Raw genomic sequence first — 20,875 nt, 5'->3', positions numbered from 1 at the left:
TTTTGCTAAAATATATTTTTAGTAAATTCAATCTTGATTTTCAATTGAAATTCTTTGATCACCTTGAATATTTCCACCAAAGTCACCATCTGCACTTTGGTCAGCTCATCGGTACTGACGTGGTTGGTCGGATTGCTTTTGTTTTCCATAAGCTGTAACGACTGCTTTTCCAACCTGATCCCCATTAGGTAATAGTAGGCATGGGAAATCTCCTTTGCTTCCTTGTCGGTAAAAATCTTTTGCTCCTCGAGCATCCTGATCCTGTCTCCTGTATTGGTCTCAAAAATCCTGTATTTCAAAGCAAATATGCGGACAAGGTCCACGATAGGCGTCATGGTTTTTTTGATGTTGAAATGTTTCTCCCCATCAATCTTGTAGGTTTTTATGTTTTTGAAAAAAGTCAGTGGCGGCTCAAACTGAAGTGCATTGGTCCCCATATTGATAAAAAACTTCTCGGAAGGATTTTCAAGCTGTTGGTCCATAAATTTCCTCAAATCCTCCAACAATCCAAATTCCCCATAAATCGGCCTGCAGTCGAAGAAAGTCGAATACTTCATGACAGTTTCGGGAGTGGATTCCTGAATCCAGCTTTCATAATTCCGCTTCCAATGGGAAAGAGAATGCGTCCATTTTGGGTTTTTGGCCATAAATCCACCTTTGCAAAATACAAATCCGACCTGATCCAAGGCAAAAGAAACCCTTTCGGCAAAATCCAAAAAGTATTCCCTGACCATTTCGCGGTGTTCATTGGCCTTGTCTTCATAGATGATGGCGTTGTCCTGATCTGTTTTGAGGGTTTGTTCCGCCCGCCCCTCGCTGCCAAGCACAAAAAAAACAAACTTGGCCGGGGGTTCTCCTATTTCCCTGATGGTATTTTCGATGATCCTCAGGGCGATCGTGTCCGCCACGGTGGTAATAATCTGATTGACGATCTGTGATTTGAGCCCTTTATCGATCAGCTGATGGATAATTTGAGGAACTTGCTCCCACTTTTCCTTCAGTTCTTCCGTATCCATAGACTGCTTCACAGATTGGATAAAAACAAAAGGGCCCTGCGCCTGCTCTGATAGGATTTTATTTCGGCTGATCCAGCCGACAAATGTTTCTTTGTTTTTGACCAAAAGGTATCTCGTCTTGGTCCGGAACATCATCAAAAGCGCTTCATACAGGAAAGCTGAATCATGAATGTAAACGATATTCCTGTCCATGATTTCTCCCACAGGGGTATCAAAAGAAAGCTTATCGGCGATAATCCTGTCCCGGAGCGTGATATCAGTGACAAATCCAATAATTTCATTGGGAGAATCTCCAATAAAAAAGCAGGAAATCTTATCTCTAGCCATCAAGCGGGCAACTTCAAAAACAGGGGTATGGACCGGACAAACCGATAAATTACGGAAATGGAGGTCTCCGACTTTTTTGGTGTAGATGTGGTCAATATTATTTTCAGCTGTGGTTATCATTCCTTCCCAAACTCTTCATGGTGAAAATAATTAAATTTCTTAATTTCGGCTATGATAATTATTGTAACAGGTGTTTCGGGAAGCGGAAAAACAACTTTAGGTTCCCTATTGGCCAAGAAACTTCGGCTGCCTTTTTTTGATGCAGATGACTTTCATCCCAAAGCCAATGTGGAAAAGATGACACAGGGAATTCCCCTGACCGACCACGACCGACAGCCTTGGCTCGAGCACCTTGCTGATAATATCAAAACATGGGAATCAGCTGGCGGCGGAATCCTCGCCTGTTCGGCACTGCGAGAACACTACAGGCAAATTCTCCAAGTAGTCCCTTCGATAGTATGGCTGCACCTCATTGGCAGCAAAGATATTTTGACCGAAAGGCTTTCCTTGCGAAAAGGCCACTATATGAATCCCGGCCTATTGGATTCCCAATTGGAAACTTGGGAGGAACCCGAATATGGACATCGGATTGATATCTCAAAAACTCCTGAAGAAATGGTTGGGGAAATTCTTAAAATAGAAGAAATCAAGATGCCATCACTTCACTTTGGCGTCATAGGCATGGGAGTAATGGGCAAAAGCCTTGCTCTCAACCTTGCTGACAACGGAATCCCGACGGCAGTGTACAACAGGCATGTCGAAGGAAAAGAGGAAAAAATCGCTTCCACATTTGCAACAGAAAATTCGGATCTTCCACTTCTGAAAGGTTTTGATGAATTGGAGGAATTTATTTCTTCCCTCGAAAAACCCAAGAAAATCCTCCTGATGATCCCTGCCGGCAATGCGATAGATATGCAGATCTCGCAATTACTTCCGATGCTTGAGCCGGGAGACATCATCATTGACGGGGGAAATTCATTTTTTGAAGATTCGAAAAGAAGGTACGAAGAGCTAAATTCCAAAGGCTTCCATTTTATTCCGATGGGAGTTTCCGGAGGGGAAGAAGGAGCTAGAAAAGGACCGTCTTTGATGCCAAGCGGAAATCAGGAAGCTTATGACTTGGTATCCCCTTACCTCAAAAAAATAGCCGCCAAAGACAATAACGGCGCCCCATGTGTCAGCTTTATCGGCAATTCGGGTGCGGGACATTTTATCAAAATGGTCCATAACAGCATCGAATACGGTGAAATGCAGACTTTGGCAGAAACTGTCCACCTGATGAAGTTTGGCCTGAAACTCTCCTATCCCGAAATTTCAAGAACACTGAAATCCTGGACCAATGAAGGTCTGAAAAGTTACCTGCTCGAAATCACCGCCGACATCCTGCTTGCCAAGGAAGGGAAAAACTTCCTGCTCGATCAGGTGTTGGACAAAGCCGGACAAAAGGGAACAGGCTCTTGGTCCTTGACCACCGCATTGAAATACAATGTCGCTTATAGCCCACTTTCGGAAGCTGTCACCGCTAGGATGCTGTCCGGCAACAAAGACGAGCGGGAAGAATTGGCTACTTTTTTCGGTCATCGATTCGGAGCTTTTGGAGAAGACAAGGTCATTCTGATTGAGAAAATCAAAAACGCTTACGCCCTCACCCGCATCATCAACCACGAAGTAGGATTTGAATTGATGAATCAGGTCTCCCTGACAGAAAACTGGAACCTCAATATGAGTGAGATATCACGGATTTGGACCAATGGATGTATTATCCGTTCGACGCTGATGGAAAACATGGTTGCTTTGTACAAGGAAAACAGTTCGCTGCTGAAAGCCAAACAGATGAAAACCAAGATCAAAGAACTCCGGTATGACCTCTCTTACATCGTTGGCTTGGGGCTACAGCACAATTATTCCTTGCCGGTCATGTCAGCGGCCATCAATTACTTCTACGGAAGGATTACTGCTGATTCATCAGCCAATCTGATTCAGGCACAAAGGGATTACTTTGGTGCCCACACTTATCAGCGTAGAGACGATCCCAATGGGCCATTCCATCATTCGGATTGGAAAGGAAGTATCCCCAAGGGGGGAAGTATGGAGATTGGATATTAGGGATATGGTTAAGGGTTAATGGGTTATTTGGTTAATGGATCAGACCATAGACCATAGTCGATAGTCAATGGCAATGAACCTAAAACATGTAACCGATTCCTCAAAATGGTGAAAGCAGGAGTTAATATCAAAAAGTATCTTAATATCCACCAATATCTTTTTCTCATAAAACCATGAAAAACATCCTTAAATATTTCCTGACCCTTTGTTTGACCTTATTGGTATTCCTCCAGTCAAAAGCACAGGAATTTATAGTCACCAATGTCCATGTCATCAGCATGCGAAATGACAAGGTTCTCAAAGACCAATTTATCCATATCAAGGGTGATAAGATCGTCGGTATATTTCCCAAAAAGGACTTGAGCAAGTTTGAGAAAATGGAAAAGATCGACGGCAAAGGTGCTTATGCTTTTCCGGGTTTGGCAGAAATGCATTCTCATATCCCTGTAACCGAAAATGGCGATTTTTCATATATGCAGGACGTCATGTGGCTGTACTTAGCAAATGGAATCCTCAATGTCCGCGGGATGATCGGCCATGATTCCCACCTTGAACTCAAAAAGAAAATAGCTTCCGGTGAAATTACCGGACCGAGGATTTTTGCAGCAGGACAATCGCTCAACGGCAATTCTGTCGCAGACCCTGAAAGCGGTGCCAAAATGGTCCGTGACCAAAAAGCGGCAGGTTTTGACCACCTCAAATTACACCCTGGATTGGATATGCCCAAGTTCCTCGCCATTGCCAATACCGCCAAGGAAGTGGATATCAAATTTGGCGGACACATTTCCCTGGACGTCGGCTTGGTCAACTCCCTGAACAATGGTTATCGTTCTGTAGAACACATGGATGGCTATATCGAGGCTTTGGTCGCTGACAAGTCCAAACTTGATCCACAAGTAGCCGGATCCTTCAGCATGCTCGCCGTGAAATATGCGGACATGTCAAAAATTCCTGATCTTGTAAAGTTATCTGTGGAGAAAAAAGCTTGGATCGCACCCACGCTGACTTTGTTTGAGCGCTTCTTTGGATACATTCCGGCTGATGAGTTTCGCCTGGAATCAGACATGAAATACATGCCCGGCCTGCAGGTACAGCAGTGGGTCAACCAAAAGAAACTCCTCGAAAACCAAGGGATGCTCAAGGAAGAAAATGTCAAACCCTATCTTGAATTCAGAAAGACGATGCTGATGGCCCTGCACCGTGGCGGCGTGCCGATGGTCATGGCTTCAGATTCTCCACAGGTATTTAACGTTCCCGGATTTTCTATCCACAATGAAATCTCTTCCATGCAGGATGCCGGGATGAATCCTTATGAAATCCTAAAAACCGGATCTGTTAACGTGGCAAAGTATTTTGAAAGGGAGGGGCAATTTGGCGTGATTGCAACCGGTGCCTCAGCGGATTTTGTATTGGTAGAAGGAAATCCATTGGAAAATCTGTCCAACCTCAAAAACGTCCAAGGTGTCATGGTCCGTGGCGAGTGGATTCCAAAAAATGTCCTCCAACAGGAATTGAATAGGATAGAGACAAAGAATTTGAGGAAGTGAAAAAAAAGTCCATAGTCCATAGTCAACAGTCCATGCCTGTCCGCCGTGGCGGAGCCGCTGAATTTGAAGTTCAAACCAAATGAGCAACAGATACTTAAAAGAAAATAGAAATAAATAGAACTACAATTTTTTGATAAGATGGCATATTGTATTTTTATTCAAAAATTATTTTAAAATGAAAGTTACTGTAATCTTACCTAACGAATTGATCAAAGAAGCTTTGGAATATACCAAAGCAGAGACCATTACAGAAGCTTTGAAAATGGTTTTAAAAGGTTACATTTCAAGCCAAAAGCTAAAAAATTTGAGCCTTTCTATTCTCCAGGAGCCACTTGAATTTAATTACTCAGCAAAAGAATTACGTAAGAAAAATAACTTGTGATAGCTTTTGTATTTAATACGTTTGATTGAAAACCGCAATCAACCCTAATGGGAATTTTTTTCCGAAGGAAATTAGTGATCCATTATGGATCCACAGGCCTCGGTGCCACCGGTTGGGTCAAAACCCTGCAGTCATCATTGAAAGGTCTTTGGATCTGAAAAAGATCCAAGTCTTCTACGGAGAGATTGATCTTCGTTTCAGAAACCCCCGCAGCAAAAAAATGTCCCAATACCGTCTCTTCAGGATTGGTGAGGCAAACCATATTGCCCCTGATGTTCGCCGGAGGAGGGTCAAACACACTTCCTGTCAGGGTCATTTGTTGATTGATCAGTCTCAAAAACCTGTAGGTATCTTCCGAAATAGCCATCTGCTCAAAATCAAACCTGTATTTGTATGATAACCGGAAACCGTTATCCTCAATGAAACCTGCTATCTGTCCGGTATTCAATCCGTTGAAATTACTGTCCTCTGCCAGAAAAAGCGCCTTGATCAGGTTGGAATCAGCGATATCACAAAATTTACAACAAGGCTTAGGTTGAAATGGATCCGTGGGTAGGCTAAAAGGAGGTCGGTAATATTCCGGAAAAGTTTGAACAGAAGAAATGGGATTTTTCACCCTCCAATAATAATAATTCTGCATATCTGATGGGTCATTAAAAAATGCAACCAATTGCAAACCTGATCTCGGTTGTAACCTGTTTTCAGTAGGAATAATAATTGATCGATAACTGAGAGAATCAATAATGGGAACAGGATGCAATTTGGAAGGGAAAGAAATGTATTCGGACCCTTCTGAGGTAACTATTCTAAGTGAGTAAGAATTTCCTGTTGTTGCCCTGAAGCCGTCAGGTGTTTCATAAATACCTTGGCTGGTTTCTTTCAAAAAGGTAACAAGCCCTGTTTCAGTTTCTTTTACGGCTACAGTGGCCAAAATAACAGGCCTGATAAAATCCACAAAAACACTTCCGTAAGTAGCTGTCCGGGTGATTTTGATGGTATGTGGCCCGGGACCATTGGTGATGTGGCCTTCCACACTCAGCATACTCTCACCCTCAGGCACCTCTACAGCATAAGGCTCGATACAGGCAGTCAGGAGGATCAATGATAGGTATATCCAGTTTCTCATGGTTCAAAAATTAAAAACCGTCAGGATCAAATTCCCAAAATTCCATGCTGCCATTTATGGCCAAAGGCTGGTCAGTAGATCTTAATAAGTAAAACAAACCGTCTTGGGCAAAAAACCCGAGGTTGTTACCGAGAAATACCCCGGGGAAATTGATTTTTCTTTTCCACCTGAGCTGTATCAAATCCAATTCCCAAATTTCAACCTCCTGCTTATAAAACCCGATGATTGCACGGTCTCCTGAAACCGACGCTGTCCCAAATCCATTGATGTTTGCTCCCGGAAAAGTCCCGATAATATTTCTTTCTCCTGTTTCGGGATCCAATTCATAGAGTTCTTTCCGTTCGGTAATGAAATAGAACTTATCCTTATAAACATAATGTGGCAAGTTATTCTGAATAGGGAAGGGAAAATCAATTCCAATTTTCCAACTATCCGTTTCAGGAGTATATTCAAATAAAGATGTTTCAAATTCCTTGAGACTCCCACCCAAAACATAAATCCTTCCATTGCTTTCAAAGGCTATACTATTAATAGATTTAAAAGGTAAATCTGCTTTTCTAATTAGCCCGTTTCCATCCCAAAACCAAAAAGCCTTGTTAAAGGTATATTGATTGTTGCTGCGAATGGACTCCGAACCTCCTCCAAAATATCCGCTAACCCCAAAACCGTAAAGATGGGGTTTGATTCCTAAATCTAGCTTTTCCCAATTATCAGTAATTGGATCAAACTCCCAATAGTCGGAATTGATAACGAATTCAGATTTTTGTCCTGAACCGACATAAACTTTTCCATTGGCCTGAAAACTCACTGAATTACTAAGCCTGAAAGTTTCTGGAAAATTGATAGGGCGGAATTTCCCAACCATATATTCAAAAGGAATATCAAAAACCAATTCTACCCCATTGCTGATAACTTTGATAAAAGGAGAAGGATTATTCTGGATGGGCGGAATGGTAACTCTTAGCAAAGATTCCAAAACAATTTCCTGAATGGCCGCTTCAGTATCATCAAAAAACACCCTCGTATCAGCCCCTAAGTTCAACCCCAATATTTCAATTATTTGCCCTGGAGATGCGTATTGAGGTGAAAAAGAATATATTCCCGGACTCAAAGAATTCAATTGGATGACATTGCCGAAGGAGAAATCTCCACCTGATTGAGTAAAAGATTTTACATAATATATCCGGCCGGGAGCAAGACTTCTGATTTCACCTATAAACCTACCGGGACCATTTCTGACACCTAGAGAAACCACCGAAGGATCTGAAAATTCCTGTTTTGTATCCACCCAAAACCCGTGGTCATCCACTTGAAGTTTTTCATTCGTAATCAATCTCCCTACCAACTTGGCACTCTCTCCGCTGATATCCAATGGGTTCTCTGTAAGTAAGGCAAAGGTGGGAACATTTTCTTTTTCATTGCATGAAAGCAACAATACCACCAAAACCAATAGGGGAAAACCTCTTACCATGATGAAAGAATTATTTCAAAGTTTAATAATTATCAGAAATTTAAAAATAGTCAAAATAATTTAAACTACAACCTTGTTTTTCTTAAATAAATTTTAGACATTTAGTTTGGTTGGGAGTTAACTTTAAAACTTAAAAAACATGAAAAACACGCAATTTTTATCTGTATTATGTTTTTGTATAATCCTTTTTACAAATGTTGAATTTACAAAAGCGGAAAAGGTTATGGATCCAAGTCTAACAAATTTGGAAGGTTATTTTGGTACAATTAAAAACCAAAATTTATACATGGATTTAGCTTGTAAATTTTCTGCAATTTTCACCGAGGTGGAAAAGGTAGATGTATTTAATACAAGTGAAACAGGATATTACTACCAAGTTTCAGGTTTCAAAAATGGCTTTCGTGTTTTGGAATATCTAAAAATTAATCCTGATGATTTAATTTTTGAAACCTATTCTTATATTAATTTTGAAAACATTGCAGGTGATTTGAGTTCAACTCAATTTTGTTATGAACCATTCAACCATGACAGTCCAAATTGTCAGCCTGCCAATGGATGTACCTATATTCCATACCCAACTAATTGTAGAACATTTATTTGTGGGGTTTTGGATTATATAGGTGGTTTACCATATTGCCATATTACCTGAAAATGTATCTTCCCAACCAATTTCACTTAAATCCCCTTGGATGTGATTCCAAGGGGATTTTTGATGTTCAATAAGGTCTAGGATTTTTACTTCACCAAACCCAATTCCTTCCCTACTTCTATAAAAGCAGCAATGGCTTGGTCCAAATGCGCCCTTTCGTGTCCGGCAGAAATCTGCACCCTGATCCTTGCCTGACCTTTTGGCACCACAGGAAAATAAAACCCGATAACATAGATTCCTTTCTCCAAAAGCTTCTCTGCCATTTTTTGGGACAGCACCGCATCATACAGCATGATCGGGACGATGGCATGTTCTCCCGGTTTGATATCAAAACCTGCAGCAGTCATCTTTTCCCTGAAGTATTTGGTGTTCACTTCGAGTTTATCCCTGAGTTCGGTGGTCTCTGACAACAGGTCAAAAACCGCAATCGAAGCACCTGTGATGGATGGGGCCAAGGTATTGGAAAAAAGATAAGGTCTGGAACGCTGACGCAGCAGTTCGATGATTTCCTTCCTGCCGGAAGTAAAGCCTCCCGAAGCACCGCCAAGGGCTTTGCCCAATGTCCCGGTGATGATGTCGATTTTCCCCATCACATTGCAGTATTCATGGACGCCACGGCCTGTTTTGCCCATAAAACCCGTAGAATGACATTCGTCAGACATGACCACGGCATGGTATTTCTCTGCCAAGGCGACGATTTTGTCCAATTGGGCGATGGTGCCGTCCATAGAAAAAACGCCGTCTGTGACGATGACTTTATTTTGGGCACCTTTGACATCTGCATCTTTGAGTTGGGCTTCGAGGTCTTCCATGTCGTTGTGGTTGTATCGGAAGCGCATCGCTTTGCAAAGCCTGACGCCATCGATGATCGAAGCGTGGTTGAGCGCATCAGAAATGATCGCATCCTCAGCACCAAAGAGCGGTTCGAAAACTCCCCCATTGGCATCAAAAGCCGCGGCATACAAAATTGTATCTTCGGTACCCAAAAACTTGGAGATTTTGGCCTCCAATTCCTTGTGGATATCCTGTGTACCGCAGATAAACCTCACGGAGGACATGCCAAAACCATGGGAATCGATGGCGTTTTTAGCTGCTTCGATAACTTTTGGATGGGAAGAAAGGCCCAAATAATTGTTGGCACAGAAGTTCAACACCTTTTTGCCTCCGGCAATGGTAATCTCTGCAGCTTGGGGAGAAGTAATGATTCGTTCTTTTTTGAACAGGCCTGCCGCTTCGATTTCCTGTAACTCTTTCTCTAATTTGGGTTTCAAAGTATCGTACATAATATTTTGTATTGGGGGTTTTAAAAGAAAAAAACACTCGTACAATTAAAGTGAAATACATTCATCGAAATCACTATTTTTGTCGCTTTAAGTCCCAAATATAATTAAAAATCCCAAGGGCTTTTCCGGAGCACCGATAAGGAATATTTTAAAAATGGAAAGAATTTTGATCATTGGCGCAGCTGGACAATTGGGTTCGGAACTGACGCAGGCCATAGCCAACATCTACGGTGGAGACAATGTCATCGCCACAGACATCAATCCCAAAGCTTTGGAAAAGTTCGAAAACTGCAGGACTGCGGTCTTGGATGTGATGGACAAAGAGGCTTTGAAAGATTTGGTCAAAGACCAAAATGTGAAGCAGATTTACCATTTGGCAGCAGTGCTTTCCGCCACAGGCGAGAAGATGCCTCTTTTTGCATGGAATCTCAATATGGAAAGCTTGCTTTTTGTATTGGAACTTGCCAAAGAAGAAAAACTGGATAAAATCTATTGGCCATCTTCCATCGCTGTTTTTGGTCCAAATACCCCAAAAGTCAACACACCGCAATATTGTGTCAAGGAACCCAATACGGTCTATGGCATTTCGAAGCAAGCCGGAGAAAGGTGGTGTGAGTATTACTTTCAGAAATACGGAGTAGACGTAAGAAGCCTGCGCTATCCGGGACTTATTGGCTATAAGTCACTTCCCGGCGGTGGGACGACAGATTATGCGGTTGACATCTACCACAAAGCAATTGCAGGGGAGCATTTTGTGTCTTTTCTCAAAGAAGATTCTTATCTGCCGATGATGTATATGCCCGATGCGATCAAGGCCACTTTGGACCTGATGCATGCGCCAAAAGAGCAGGTGAAAATCCGGTCGAGCTATAACCTTTCGGCGATGAGTTTTTCTCCAAAAGAAATTTTTGAAAGCATCAAAGTTCATTATCCTCAGTTCAGCATCAGTTACAAACCCGATTTCAGACAGGAAATAGCAGATTCTTGGCCGGATAGTATTGACGATAGTTGCGCAAGAAAAGATTGGGGTTGGCAACATGACTACAGTCTGGAAAAAATGACCGCCGATATCCTGAAGCATCTTCCTTCTTATTCGTTTTGATTTTACGAAGGTTCAAATTAGTTGAATTTCAGGAAGCACCGAAAATTGTTTTAATGGAAAAAGACCCCAAAGGGGTCTAATTTTTAATTACCCCGGGTAAAACCCGGGGATGGGAAATGACCAAAATAAGCGCCAACCCTGAAAGGGTTGAATGTTTGGAATCAGAAATAATGGCAAAAATTTTTGACTTGAACTTCCCTGTTTTTGGAGGAAGGCTTTCTGTTGACTTTACATCCTTTCGACCAAAAACCGGTGACGCTTTCTCTCTTTTTTCCCCGGGTTGCGTTCCTTACCCGGGGCTATTAATATTTGATCCCGATGGGATCATTTTTCAAAAAAATCTTAAACAAATCAGAAACTCGGTTCGAAGCGAAACAATATCTCAATATCAAAAAGTATCAACCAATATCGAATGATAGGAGAAGACGACTTTTATTTATTCATTTTGACCCATACTAATAATTGCATTCCCCCTTCCAACAAAAGACATTTTGATAAGGTGACTAAAAATCATTAATTTGGTTGCAGTAGCTTATCCAAAATGCCAACAAAGAATTTACCCGCTCTCCTTTCTGTTTTGCTCTTCCTTTTGGTGGGAACCATCTTGTTTTTCAAAGAACCAAAAAGAGTGGATTTCAGTACAGATGTCAAACCCATCCTAAACAAGCATTGTATTTCCTGTCATGGAGGCGTCAAAAAAAACGGCGGCTTCAGCGTACTTTTTGAGGAGGAAGCATTTGCGGTTACCGAATCAGGACAACCGGCCATCATTCCCGGCCGACCCGGCCAAAGTGAAATCATCAGAAGACTTTATGAATCTGATCCCGAAATGCGAATGCCGTATCACAGACCCGCATTGTCACCGGAAGAAATCGAAACCCTCAAAAATTGGATTCATCAAGGCGCTGCTTGGGGCAAACATTGGGCTTATGTTCCTGTACGAGAACCAAAAATCCCTGAAGCTTCAAAAAAACCATTTGCCTCAATTCTTGGAAAATCCCCTATTTCAACCATTGACCATTTTGTATTCCAAAAACAGATTGAAAATGGACTATCTCCATCGCCAGAGGAAGAATCTTTGCGGCTTTTGAGAAGGTTGGCTTTGGATATCACAGGATTGCCCCCATCAGAAAAATTAGTAGCAGATTGGAATGGCGGTAAATTAACCTATGACCAAGCTGTCGACCAACTCCTCTCCTTGCCTTCCTATGGTGAAAAATGGGCAACTTGGTGGCTCGACATGGCCCGGTATGCAGATACTAAGGGCTATGAACGGGATGTCTCCCGCACCATGTGGCCCTATCGGGATTGGGTCATCAAGTCACTCAATGACGACATGCCATTTGACCGGTTTACGGTGGAACAACTCGCCGGGGACCTTTTGCCAAATCCAACTGAAGATCAGTTGATCGCTACGGCTTTTCACCGCAACACAATGAACAATGACGAGGGCGGTACGGAGGATGAGGAATTTCGGGTTGCGGCGGTATTGGATCGTGTCAATACCACTTTTGAGGTTTGGCAAAGTACCACCATGGCCTGTGTGCAATGTCACAGCCATCCTTATGACCCTTTCAAGCATGAGGAATATTTTCAGATCAAAGCATTTTTCAATAATTCGCGGGACGAGGACACCCACGATGAGGAACCAAAACTGAGACTTTACTCCGAGGAAGAAAAAGCTCAGGTTCAAAAAATCAAAACCTGGGTGGACCAAAACAGCAACAACGAGGAAGCTTTGGCCAAGGCCAATTTCCTAACCTACCTTGAACCCAAGTACCACGCCCATCTTTGCGAGGATTTTGTCGATGCCGAACTGATCGATACCAAATGGCTTGGCATGTGGCACAACGGGACGACCTACCTCCGCAATGTAGATACCCAAAACTCCGATCAGCTCCTGCTGAATTATTGGGCAGATATAGACGGCACCAAAATGGAAATCCGAAAAGGCGGGCCCGAAGGTGAAATCCTGAGCGAATTTACCATCGATAAAACGGAAGGCCGGATTACAAGGGCTATTCCATTTAAAGAAATAAAAGGGAAGACGGACTTGTTTATAACTGCTTCCAACCCAAAAGCAAAACCACAACAGTCTACTTCGGCGATTGTGTGGTTTGCGTTTATAAAATCACTTCCCGGAAAGAACCAACCGGAATACCTCAGCATCGAACAGCAGTGGAAGGACTTGTTAGCTACCAAACCTGTGACGCTACCCATCATGATCGAAAATCCGGATTTCATGAAGAGAAAAACCAATGTTTTTGAAAGGGGGAATTGGATGTTGCTCGGAGAAGAAGTCTCTCCAAAAACACCAGAAGGGTTGAACAACTGGAATCCTGAATGGCCTAAAAACAGGTTGGGATTAGCTTTTTGGATGGTAGACAAAGAGAATCCCCTGACAGCCAGGACCTTGGTCAACAGGGTATGGGCACAAATATTCGGACGTGGATTGGTCAATACCTTGGAGGATATGGGAACCCAATCGGATATGCCTTCCCACCCTGAGTTATTGGATCATTTGGCTTGGAAGCTGATGCACGAATATGATTGGAGCATCAAATCCCTGATCAAGGAAATTCTGATTTCCCATACCTACAGGCAAAGCTCCAAAATCAGTCCCGAACTCCATCAAAAAGATCCTGAAAACAGGTGGTATGCAAGAGGGCCGAGATTTAGGCTGAGTGCCGAGCAAGTCCGTGACCAAGCCTTGGCAGTATCAGGTCTGATCAGTAATAAAATGTATGGCATAGGCGTCATGCCACATCAACCTGATGGAATTTGGCAAACAGTGTATAATGGAGAATCCTGGATAACAAGTGAAGGCGAAGACCAATACAGACGGTCGGTTTATACCTTTTTGAAAAGAACCAGTCCATATCCTTCGTTTATCAGTTTTGACGCCGGCAGCAGGGAAGTCTGCATTAGCAAACGGATCGTGACCAATACTCCGCTTCAGGCATTGGCGACTTTGAATGATCCGGTGTATATCGAGGCCGCTTTGAAACTTGGGGAAAAAATGTCCCAAGAAACCAATAAAGATCCGGGGACTGTCATTGCAGAAACCTATGAAAAAATGATGTTGGTGACAATTTCTGAATCCAAGAAGAAAAGCCTTTTGAACCTGTATCAAGAAGCATTGACCAATTACAGATCCAAACCTGAGGAACTGAAAGAATTTTTACAAGACAAAAAAGTCGAAGGGAATCCGGAATTGGCAGCTTATACTTTGGTAGCCAATGCCATGTTGAACCTGGACGAATTTCTAACCAAATCCTGAAATGAAAAGGCTGGAAAACCTATTGACCGAGCTTCACCGCACGCAACTTGAAAAACAAACAAGGCGTCACTTTCTGTTGGACTGCGTCAGCAAAATGGGCGGTCTGGCCTTGGCACCCTTGCTATTTGGCTGCGAGACAAATCCCGGCGTGCCCAAAGTTCAGGGACTTCAACTTTCAGACAGGGATTTGAATCCCCTTTCTCCCTTGCCTCCTCCTTATTTTGCGAAAGCAAAATCGGTTATTTACCTGCATATGGCGGGTTCACCATCGCAGTTGGAGCTTTTTGATTTCAAACCTGAACTTGTCAAATATAACAACCAACCTTGTCCGGAATCTCTTTTGGAAGGAAGGAAATTCGCATTTATCCGTGGTGTGCCCAATCTCCTTGGTCCCCAATCCAACTTTGCCCAACATGGCGAATCCGGCGCTTGGGTGTCTGATTACTTACCGCATTTTTCAAAAGTAGTAGATGAAGTCGCTTTTTTAAAAGCCGTTCACACCGATCAATTTAACCATGGTCCTGCCCAACTCTTTATGCAAACAGGAAGTCCGAGATTGGGAAGACCGAGTTTAGGGAGTTGGGTTACCTATGGCCTCGGAACAGAAAATCAGAATTTACCGGGTTTTGTTGTCCTGACATCCGGCGGAAAAACCCCTGATGCAGGGAAAAGCGTTTGGGGCAGCGGGTTTTTGCCCTCAGTTTACCAAGGAGTCCAATGTCGGTCCAAAGGCGATCCGGTTCTTTATCTTGAAGACCCGAAAGGAATCAACCGTGACCTCAAAAAGACATTGATCTCCTCCATCAACGAAGTGAACAAAGCCGAATTTGAAGCATTTGGCGACCCGGAAACTTTGGCCCGAATCAACCAATACGAGATGGCATATAGGATGCAGATCGAGGTTCCCAATGTGATGAACATCAACGACGAACCTGAATATATCCATCAACTATATGGTACAAAACCTGGAGAAGAGGCCTTTGCTAATAACTGCCTTCTCGCCAGAAAATTGGTAGAGAAAGGGGTTCGCTTTGTTCAGTTGTATGATTGGGGATGGGACAGCCATGGAACGGACCATGACACGGCAATTGATTTGGGATTAAGAAACAAATGCAATGAAATCGACCGGCCGATTGCTGCGCTTTTGCTTGACCTCAAGCAAAGAGGATTATTGGAAGATACTTTGGTGGTGTGGGGAGGTGAATTCGGGAGGACGCCGATGCAGGAAAACAGAGAAGGAAAGACCATGGGATTCAAAGGAAGAGACCACCACGTAGACGCTTTTACGATGTGGATGGCCGGTGCAGGGATCAAAAACGGATCAAGTTATGGCCAAACGGATGATTTTGGGTTTTCGGGTGTAGAAGGAAAAGTTTCGGTTCATGATGTCCACGCCACGATATTGCAGGTTTTGGGATTTGACCACGAAAAATTCACATACGATTTTCAGGGAAGGCCTTTTCGACTGACAGATGTGGAAGGTGAAATCATCAGAGACATTTTAGCCTAAACGAAACCAATGCCGCTATTCATTCTCCCACTGATCGGACGCTTCCACCCTTTGATAGTCCATTTGCCAATTGGGTTCATTTTGTTTGCCCTGATCTTGATGTATTATCCCAGAAAGGATAAAAACCTGCTTTTGCCCACGGTACAGTTTGCTTTGCTATTGAGCACCCTGACGGCGTTTTTTGCTTGTATCACCGGAATTATTCTCTACAATCAGGAAGGTTATGCTTTTGACACGGTTCAAAACCATTTGATTTTGGGCATTCTCACCGCACTGACTTGCTTATCCCTTTTTCTACTTGTCAAAAAACATCAAACCCTATCGGATCCAAAAATCCATGCTGGTTCAGCAATACTTTTTCTTTGCCTGACATTTACCGGGCATCTCGGAGGCAATCTGACCCACGGAGAAACTTACCTGACGGAGGTTTTGCCGGAAGGGATTCAGGAAACTTTCGGATGGAAAATAGAGGAGCAGTTTGAGCCACTTTCCCTTAATGGGGAAGCATGGGAGGAGGCTTTGTTCTATGAAGATGTAGTCCAACCCATTTTGAATCAAAACTGCCGCAGTTGCCATAATGAGAAGAACAGCAAGGGCGATTTGATCCTGACTTCCAAAGAAAGCTTGTTGGAAGGCGGAAAAAATGGAGAAGTAATCTTCCATAAAACTCCCATGGAAAGCGAATTGATTAAGCGAATGCTTCTCCCATTAGATCATGAAGACCATATGCCCCCAAAGGAGAAAAGGCAGCCCGTAGAAGCCGAGGTGGAATTGATAAAAGCTTGGCTACTTACTGGTGCATCTTTTGGAGAGACACTCGGCCAATCGGGAATTTCAATGGATTTGGTTTCTACTTTTTTCGAAAAAAATGAAGCCTCGATTTATCCTGAAGTCCAGCTCGAGCCATTGGAGGAGGATGTTTTGAAGGAATTGAAAGGAAAAGGTTTTTTTATCGAAAAGTTGAGCGTAACATCTCCATTACTAAAAGTCAGTACCATCAATTTCCCTGAGGCCGATAATCAGGACTTGGAATCTTTGGAACCTATTCTTGTCTATATCACCATTCTTGATTTAAGTCTTTCGAATGTTACCGATGATGTTATTCCTCTTGTAGGAAAAATGGAAAACCTTACAATTCTCAAACTGAATGAGACAAAAATTGAAGGTCAAAGTTTTGAAATGCTTAAGGGAAATACCCACTTGATTCAGTTGCATTTGACCAAATCAATGGTCAATGGGGACAATCTAGAGAAGCTGGATTCACATCCGAGCCTTCAAAAAGTTTTTGCCTATGAAACCCCTTTGGCCAAAGAGATCAAGGTTGAAAAATTAAAGGAATTGAGTTTTAAGGTGGAGTTGGGAAATTTTGAATTGCCTTCCCTGCCAACAGATCAAGTGAAATATTAGCAGGAAAGACAAATTCTAGATTTTTTTCAAGATGGCTTCCGGTTCAAAACCCAAAATCAAATCTCCGTTTGGAAACTCAACTATCGGTCTTTTGATCATGCTGCTTTTTAATTTTAGCATTTCAAAAGCGGAGTCCTCCTTTTCCAAAGTGACTTTTTCTTCTTCAGACAGCTTTTTATAAGTAGTCCCTTTTTTGTTGACCAGGGATTCCATTCCTACTTTATTGGCAAACTTCCCGAGCAAAGCTTTATCAGGCGCCTGTTTTTTGTAATCAATGAACTCGTAACCAATTCCTTTTTCCTCCAAAAAATTGAAGGTCTTTTTCATGGTGTCACAGTTTTTGATCCCGTATATTTTTAAGGTCATTTTGGTAGATTTTGCAATAGAAAATTTATCCCTAGAGGCTTTCCTTGAGGGATTCCTCATTGGCTTGGATGATCCTTTCGATCAATTCATCGCTCAACGCAGTGGAAAGGAATAAACTTTCATATTGAGATGGAGCGAGGTAGATACCTCTTTTGAGCATCCCTTGAAAGTATTTTCCAAAGCGGACAGTGTCAGATTTTTTGGCAGATTCAAAATCGAAGACTTCCTGATCGGTAAAAAACAGGCTGTACATACTTCCTAAATGGTTGATCGTATAATTCAGGCCTAGTTTGTCCAAAGAAGTTTGAAATCCTTTTACCAATTTATCCCCGATATTGTTTATCGTGGTATAAACCTCAGGATTTTGGTTAAGGTGTTTGAGCATTGTCAGACCCGCAGCCATGGCAATGGGATTGCCGGAAAGTGTTCCTGCCTGATAGACAGGACCTGCTGGGGAGACAAACTCCATGATTTCCTTCTTCCCACCATAAGCCCCGACAGGAAGACCGCCTCCAATGATTTTTCCAAGTGTGGTCATATCGGGTGTCACCCCAAAAAGTTCTTGAGCACCGCCTTTTGCAAGCCTGAATCCCGTCATGACTTCGTCAAAGATCAGGACAATTCCTTCCCTATTACAGATTTTTCTTATTCCTTGGAGATAACCCTCTTTTGGTAGAACAAGTCCCATATTGCCTGGAACAGGCTCCAAAATCAAAGCTGCAATTTCCCCTTTATTGGCCGCAACAAGCTTTTCGATGGCTTCAAGGTCATTGTATGGGGCAAGGAGGGTGTCTTTTGCTGTACCTTTGGTCACTCCCGGTGAATCCGGATTGCCCATTGTAATCGCACCCGAGCCTGCAGAAATCAAAAAAGAATCTCCATGCCCATGGTAATGGCCTTCCATTTTGATGAACTTGTCTCTTCCTGTATATCCCCTCGCTACCCTGATAGCGGACATGGTGGCTTCCGTGCCGGAATTCACCATTCTGACCTTTTCGACAGAGGGTACCATGCTTGCAATCAACTCCGCAATTTCAACTTCTTTTGCTGTAGGTGCCCCATAAGATGTACCAAATTCTAAGGCCCTGACAATGGCTTCTTTAATCATAGGATGGTTATGACCAAGAATCATCGGGCCCCAGCTATTGATTAGCTCGATGTAGGCATTATCATCTTCGTCATAGATAAATGCACCATCAGCTCTTTTGATAAAAATCGGATCTCCACCTACCGCCCTGAACGCACGAACGGGAGAATTGACTCCTCCCGGTATATATCTTTTGGCCTTTTCAAACAAGGCCTTACTATGGGTAATCTGCATGTATTTGTTCTTTAATTAACCTCTAATTTTCCATTATTCAATCTTAACACAGGAACGTATCGGTTGTTATTGGAATCTCTAAAATCAAAACCATAAGTAATTTTCCCTTGGCTAAAGCCGTTTTTGTTCAGGTTACTTCTAAAATCAAATCCTTCAGCGGGGCTTATCGTCTGCGCTATCCAATAGGCAAGTTCATAGCCCAAGTGCATATTTAGAGAAGGGAATTTCCCATATTCCTCATTGAAACCGGTTCTGAAACTTTCAAGGTTAGCGTTGCTAAAATCAATGGAATTATTTCCCAAAAAGACAAAATTCTGGGTTTCCAGCATTTCATAACTGGCAAAATTAAAATAAAGCCAACTGTCCATCACAATCACAGGCACCTGAAGGTTTTTGGATTCCATATACCCAAATGTAGCTTGCGCAATATTGGGATCATCTGAAAGAATTATGACAGCATCTGTTTTTGAAAGAAGGTCTCTATCAAGTTGGATATTGTCAAAAAACTGGTTGATATTTTTTGGAGAAATCAACGTTTTGGCAACGGTTTTATATCCCTGACCACCGCTTTCCTCTACAATTTTACTTGCAAGTTGCTCATCTCGGGAAGCACCGGAATAGGCTATTGCCAGTCTTTTTCCCTGGATGTTGGTTTTCAAAAAATTCATCAGGCCATTGCTTAAAGATGCGATGGCTGGCCTGAACAAATATGCAAAATCATTGCCTTGGATTTTATCATCCAAATTGGAAAGAGGATTGATAAATGGGATGTTGTTTTTCTGTGAAAACTGTAAAACGATTTCAGTTTCTTCAGGGTAAATAGGTCCGATTATAACATCTGCCTTAAGCAGGAATTCATCCCCCAAAATATTTTGCAGCCTGGCATTGTCTCTTTGGGTATCATAAGTTCTGACATTGATGCTATGCCCATTGGCCATCAATTCATCAAGGGCAAAATGGATTCCCTGATACAATTCCAAGATAAAATTCCCTTGGGAAATGGCTTTGACATCATTGCCTCCTGAATAATTGAAGGGCAACAAAATGGCAATTTCGAGTACTTGAAGGTTTTTATTATTTTGATTTGGGACAGTGATTGATTGATCAATATTACTCAACTGCTGCAGGACAGCCTTTTCATCAGCTGACATGATTGATTGCTTTTCAAGCTGTTCTCTCAATGCAATCAGATAGCCTTTGTTGTTTTGGAATTTGCTCAAGTTAGCAAGCAAAAAACTGACAGAAACACTTTTCAAATATTTCAGGCTGGCACGCTCGCCAATAGCAAAGATTTCAGGATTTTTGATCAAAGATAGTTCCTGTAAGGCCTCTATATTTTTTGATTCTTCAAAATAGATCAATGCAAGGAGGTATTTGGCTTCGTCTTGTTTTTCCCATGCTTTATTATCTGCCAAGGGCTTTATGACAGATTTGGCCAGCTCACCTTGTTTGTTTTGAAAAGCAGCTTTACCAAAATGATATTGGGCATAAAAAGCCAATCTCCCATATTTAGATTCCTCCATATATGGTCGCATCAACTCCATGGCTTCAGCATAATTCCCGTAAACGATTAAAGTTTTACCTCTTTTATAGGCTGCTAAATTATCTTGGGGAAATGCATTAGAAGAAAAAGTAAAAACAAAGACCAATAAAAAGAAATAAGTTCTCATATGGGGATAATCTTAATTCAGCGATATTTTATATTCTCAAATCAAAGGCCAAGTTAATCCATTTCCGAGCAAAAGAAAAGTAAAAAATGGTTTCAGGGATGGTTATCAAAGGGTATTTATAAAAGTCTTCTCAAAAGTGTTTTTCATATTCATTTTCGTTTGAATTAGTTGGAAAGCAATTACCTTAAAACCAAAAAGACCCTCAGGTATGAACTGAGGGTCTGAATAATGTGGCGGCGGCCTACTCTCCCGGGTGTAACCCCAGTACCATCGGCGCTGCAGGGCTTAACTTCTCTGTTCGGGATGGGAAGA

15 protein-coding genes and 1 rRNA gene are annotated in these 20,875 nt (G+C 42.3%); 8 read left to right on the top strand and 8 right to left on the bottom strand.

The genetic code is table 11. From position 1 onward, the window contains the following. Positions 1-5: 5 nt before the first annotated feature. Positions 6-1,463: a DUF294 nucleotidyltransferase-like domain-containing protein gene (locus tag DQW11_RS19605; RefSeq protein WP_113925824.1), complete on the bottom strand. Its 1,458-nt coding sequence runs from the start codon at positions 1,461-1,463 to the stop codon at positions 6-8. A gap of 51 nt (positions 1,464-1,514) precedes the next feature. On the opposite strand from DQW11_RS19605, the gene gndA reads away from it, so the two are divergent. The 3 genes from gndA to DQW11_RS19590 all read left to right on the top strand — a co-directional run bounded on the left by gndA (position 1,515) and on the right by DQW11_RS19590 (position 5,378). Next, complete coding sequence (gene gndA / locus DQW11_RS19600; RefSeq protein WP_113925823.1) at positions 1,515-3,449, top strand: NADP-dependent phosphogluconate dehydrogenase; 1,935 nt, start codon at positions 1,515-1,517, stop codon at positions 3,447-3,449. Positions 3,450-3,622: 173 nt separating this feature from the next. Further along, on the top strand, positions 3,623-4,996 hold the full coding sequence (locus DQW11_RS19595) for an amidohydrolase family protein (protein ID WP_113925822.1): 1,374 nt from the start codon (positions 3,623-3,625) through the stop codon (positions 4,994-4,996). 175 nt (positions 4,997-5,171) lie between these two features. Continuing rightward, complete coding sequence (locus DQW11_RS19590) at positions 5,172-5,378, top strand: DUF2191 domain-containing protein (protein WP_113925821.1); 207 nt, start codon at positions 5,172-5,174, stop codon at positions 5,376-5,378. Between the two features lie 82 nt (positions 5,379-5,460). On the opposite strand, the gene DQW11_RS19585 is transcribed toward DQW11_RS19590, so the two are convergent. Together DQW11_RS19585 and DQW11_RS19580 are read right to left on the bottom strand one after the other, a co-directional pair. After that, positions 5,461-6,504 (bottom strand): DUF4249 domain-containing protein, encoded by a 1,044-nt coding sequence (locus DQW11_RS19585; protein ID WP_113925820.1) that lies wholly within the window; start codon positions 6,502-6,504, stop codon positions 5,461-5,463. 10 nt (positions 6,505-6,514) lie between these two features. Continuing rightward, the gene (locus tag DQW11_RS19580) at positions 6,515-7,975 is read right to left on the bottom strand and encodes an IPT/TIG domain-containing protein (protein WP_113925819.1); all 1,461 of its coding nucleotides are present in this window, start codon (positions 7,973-7,975) and stop codon (positions 6,515-6,517) included. Positions 7,976-8,114: 139 nt separating this feature from the next. Between DQW11_RS19580 and DQW11_RS19575 the strand changes: the two genes are divergently transcribed. Beyond that, positions 8,115-8,624: a hypothetical protein gene (locus tag DQW11_RS19575; RefSeq protein ID WP_113925818.1), complete on the top strand. Its 510-nt coding sequence runs from the start codon at positions 8,115-8,117 to the stop codon at positions 8,622-8,624. 86 nt (positions 8,625-8,710) lie between these two features. Here DQW11_RS19575 and kbl read toward each other — a convergent pair whose 3' ends face one another. Beyond that, on the bottom strand, positions 8,711-9,907 hold the full coding sequence (kbl, locus tag DQW11_RS19570) for a glycine C-acetyltransferase (protein ID WP_113925817.1): 1,197 nt from the start codon (positions 9,905-9,907) through the stop codon (positions 8,711-8,713). Between the two features lie 154 nt (positions 9,908-10,061). Here kbl and DQW11_RS19565 point away from each other — a divergent pair, with 154 nt between their 5' ends. The 4 genes from DQW11_RS19565 to DQW11_RS19545 all read left to right on the top strand — a co-directional run bounded on the left by DQW11_RS19565 (position 10,062) and on the right by DQW11_RS19545 (position 17,206). After that, on the top strand, positions 10,062-11,009 hold the full coding sequence (locus DQW11_RS19565; protein ID WP_113925816.1) for an NAD-dependent epimerase/dehydratase family protein: 948 nt from the start codon (positions 10,062-10,064) through the stop codon (positions 11,007-11,009). 541 nt (positions 11,010-11,550) lie between these two features. Next, positions 11,551-14,289: a DUF1553 domain-containing protein gene (locus tag DQW11_RS19555; RefSeq protein ID WP_113925814.1), complete on the top strand. Its 2,739-nt coding sequence runs from the start codon at positions 11,551-11,553 to the stop codon at positions 14,287-14,289. Position 14,290: 1 nt separating this feature from the next. Next, positions 14,291-15,799, top strand: a complete 1,509-nt coding sequence (locus tag DQW11_RS19550) for a DUF1501 domain-containing protein (RefSeq protein ID WP_113925813.1) — start codon at positions 14,291-14,293, stop codon at positions 15,797-15,799. Positions 15,800-15,808: 9 nt separating this feature from the next. Continuing rightward, positions 15,809-17,206, top strand: a complete 1,398-nt coding sequence (locus DQW11_RS19545; protein WP_113925812.1) for a c-type cytochrome domain-containing protein — start codon at positions 15,809-15,811, stop codon at positions 17,204-17,206. Positions 17,207-17,221: 15 nt separating this feature from the next. Here DQW11_RS19545 and DQW11_RS19540 read toward each other — a convergent pair whose 3' ends face one another. The 4 genes from DQW11_RS19540 to rrf form a co-directional block, all read right to left on the bottom strand. Next, positions 17,222-17,572, bottom strand: coding sequence for a Spx/MgsR family RNA polymerase-binding regulatory protein (locus tag DQW11_RS19540; RefSeq protein WP_113925981.1), 351 nt, complete (start codon positions 17,570-17,572; stop codon positions 17,222-17,224). A gap of 31 nt (positions 17,573-17,603) precedes the next feature. After that, on the bottom strand, positions 17,604-18,893 hold the full coding sequence (gene hemL, locus DQW11_RS19535; RefSeq protein WP_113925811.1) for a glutamate-1-semialdehyde 2,1-aminomutase: 1,290 nt from the start codon (positions 18,891-18,893) through the stop codon (positions 17,604-17,606). A gap of 11 nt (positions 18,894-18,904) precedes the next feature. Continuing rightward, positions 18,905-20,563 carry an ABC transporter substrate-binding protein gene (locus tag DQW11_RS19530; RefSeq protein ID WP_113925810.1) on the bottom strand — a complete coding sequence of 553 codons (1,659 nt, stop codon included), beginning with the start codon at positions 20,561-20,563 and terminating at the stop codon, positions 18,905-18,907. A gap of 228 nt (positions 20,564-20,791) precedes the next feature. Next, positions 20,792-20,875, bottom strand: a 5S ribosomal RNA gene (rrf, locus tag DQW11_RS19525); the annotation flags it as partial.

The sequence above is a fragment of the Cognataquiflexum aquatile genome (assembly GCF_003316845.1).
Classification (GTDB): domain Bacteria; phylum Bacteroidota; class Bacteroidia; order Cytophagales; family Cyclobacteriaceae; genus Cognataquiflexum; species Cognataquiflexum aquatile.
This window is presented reverse-complemented; position numbering and strand designations above follow the sequence as displayed.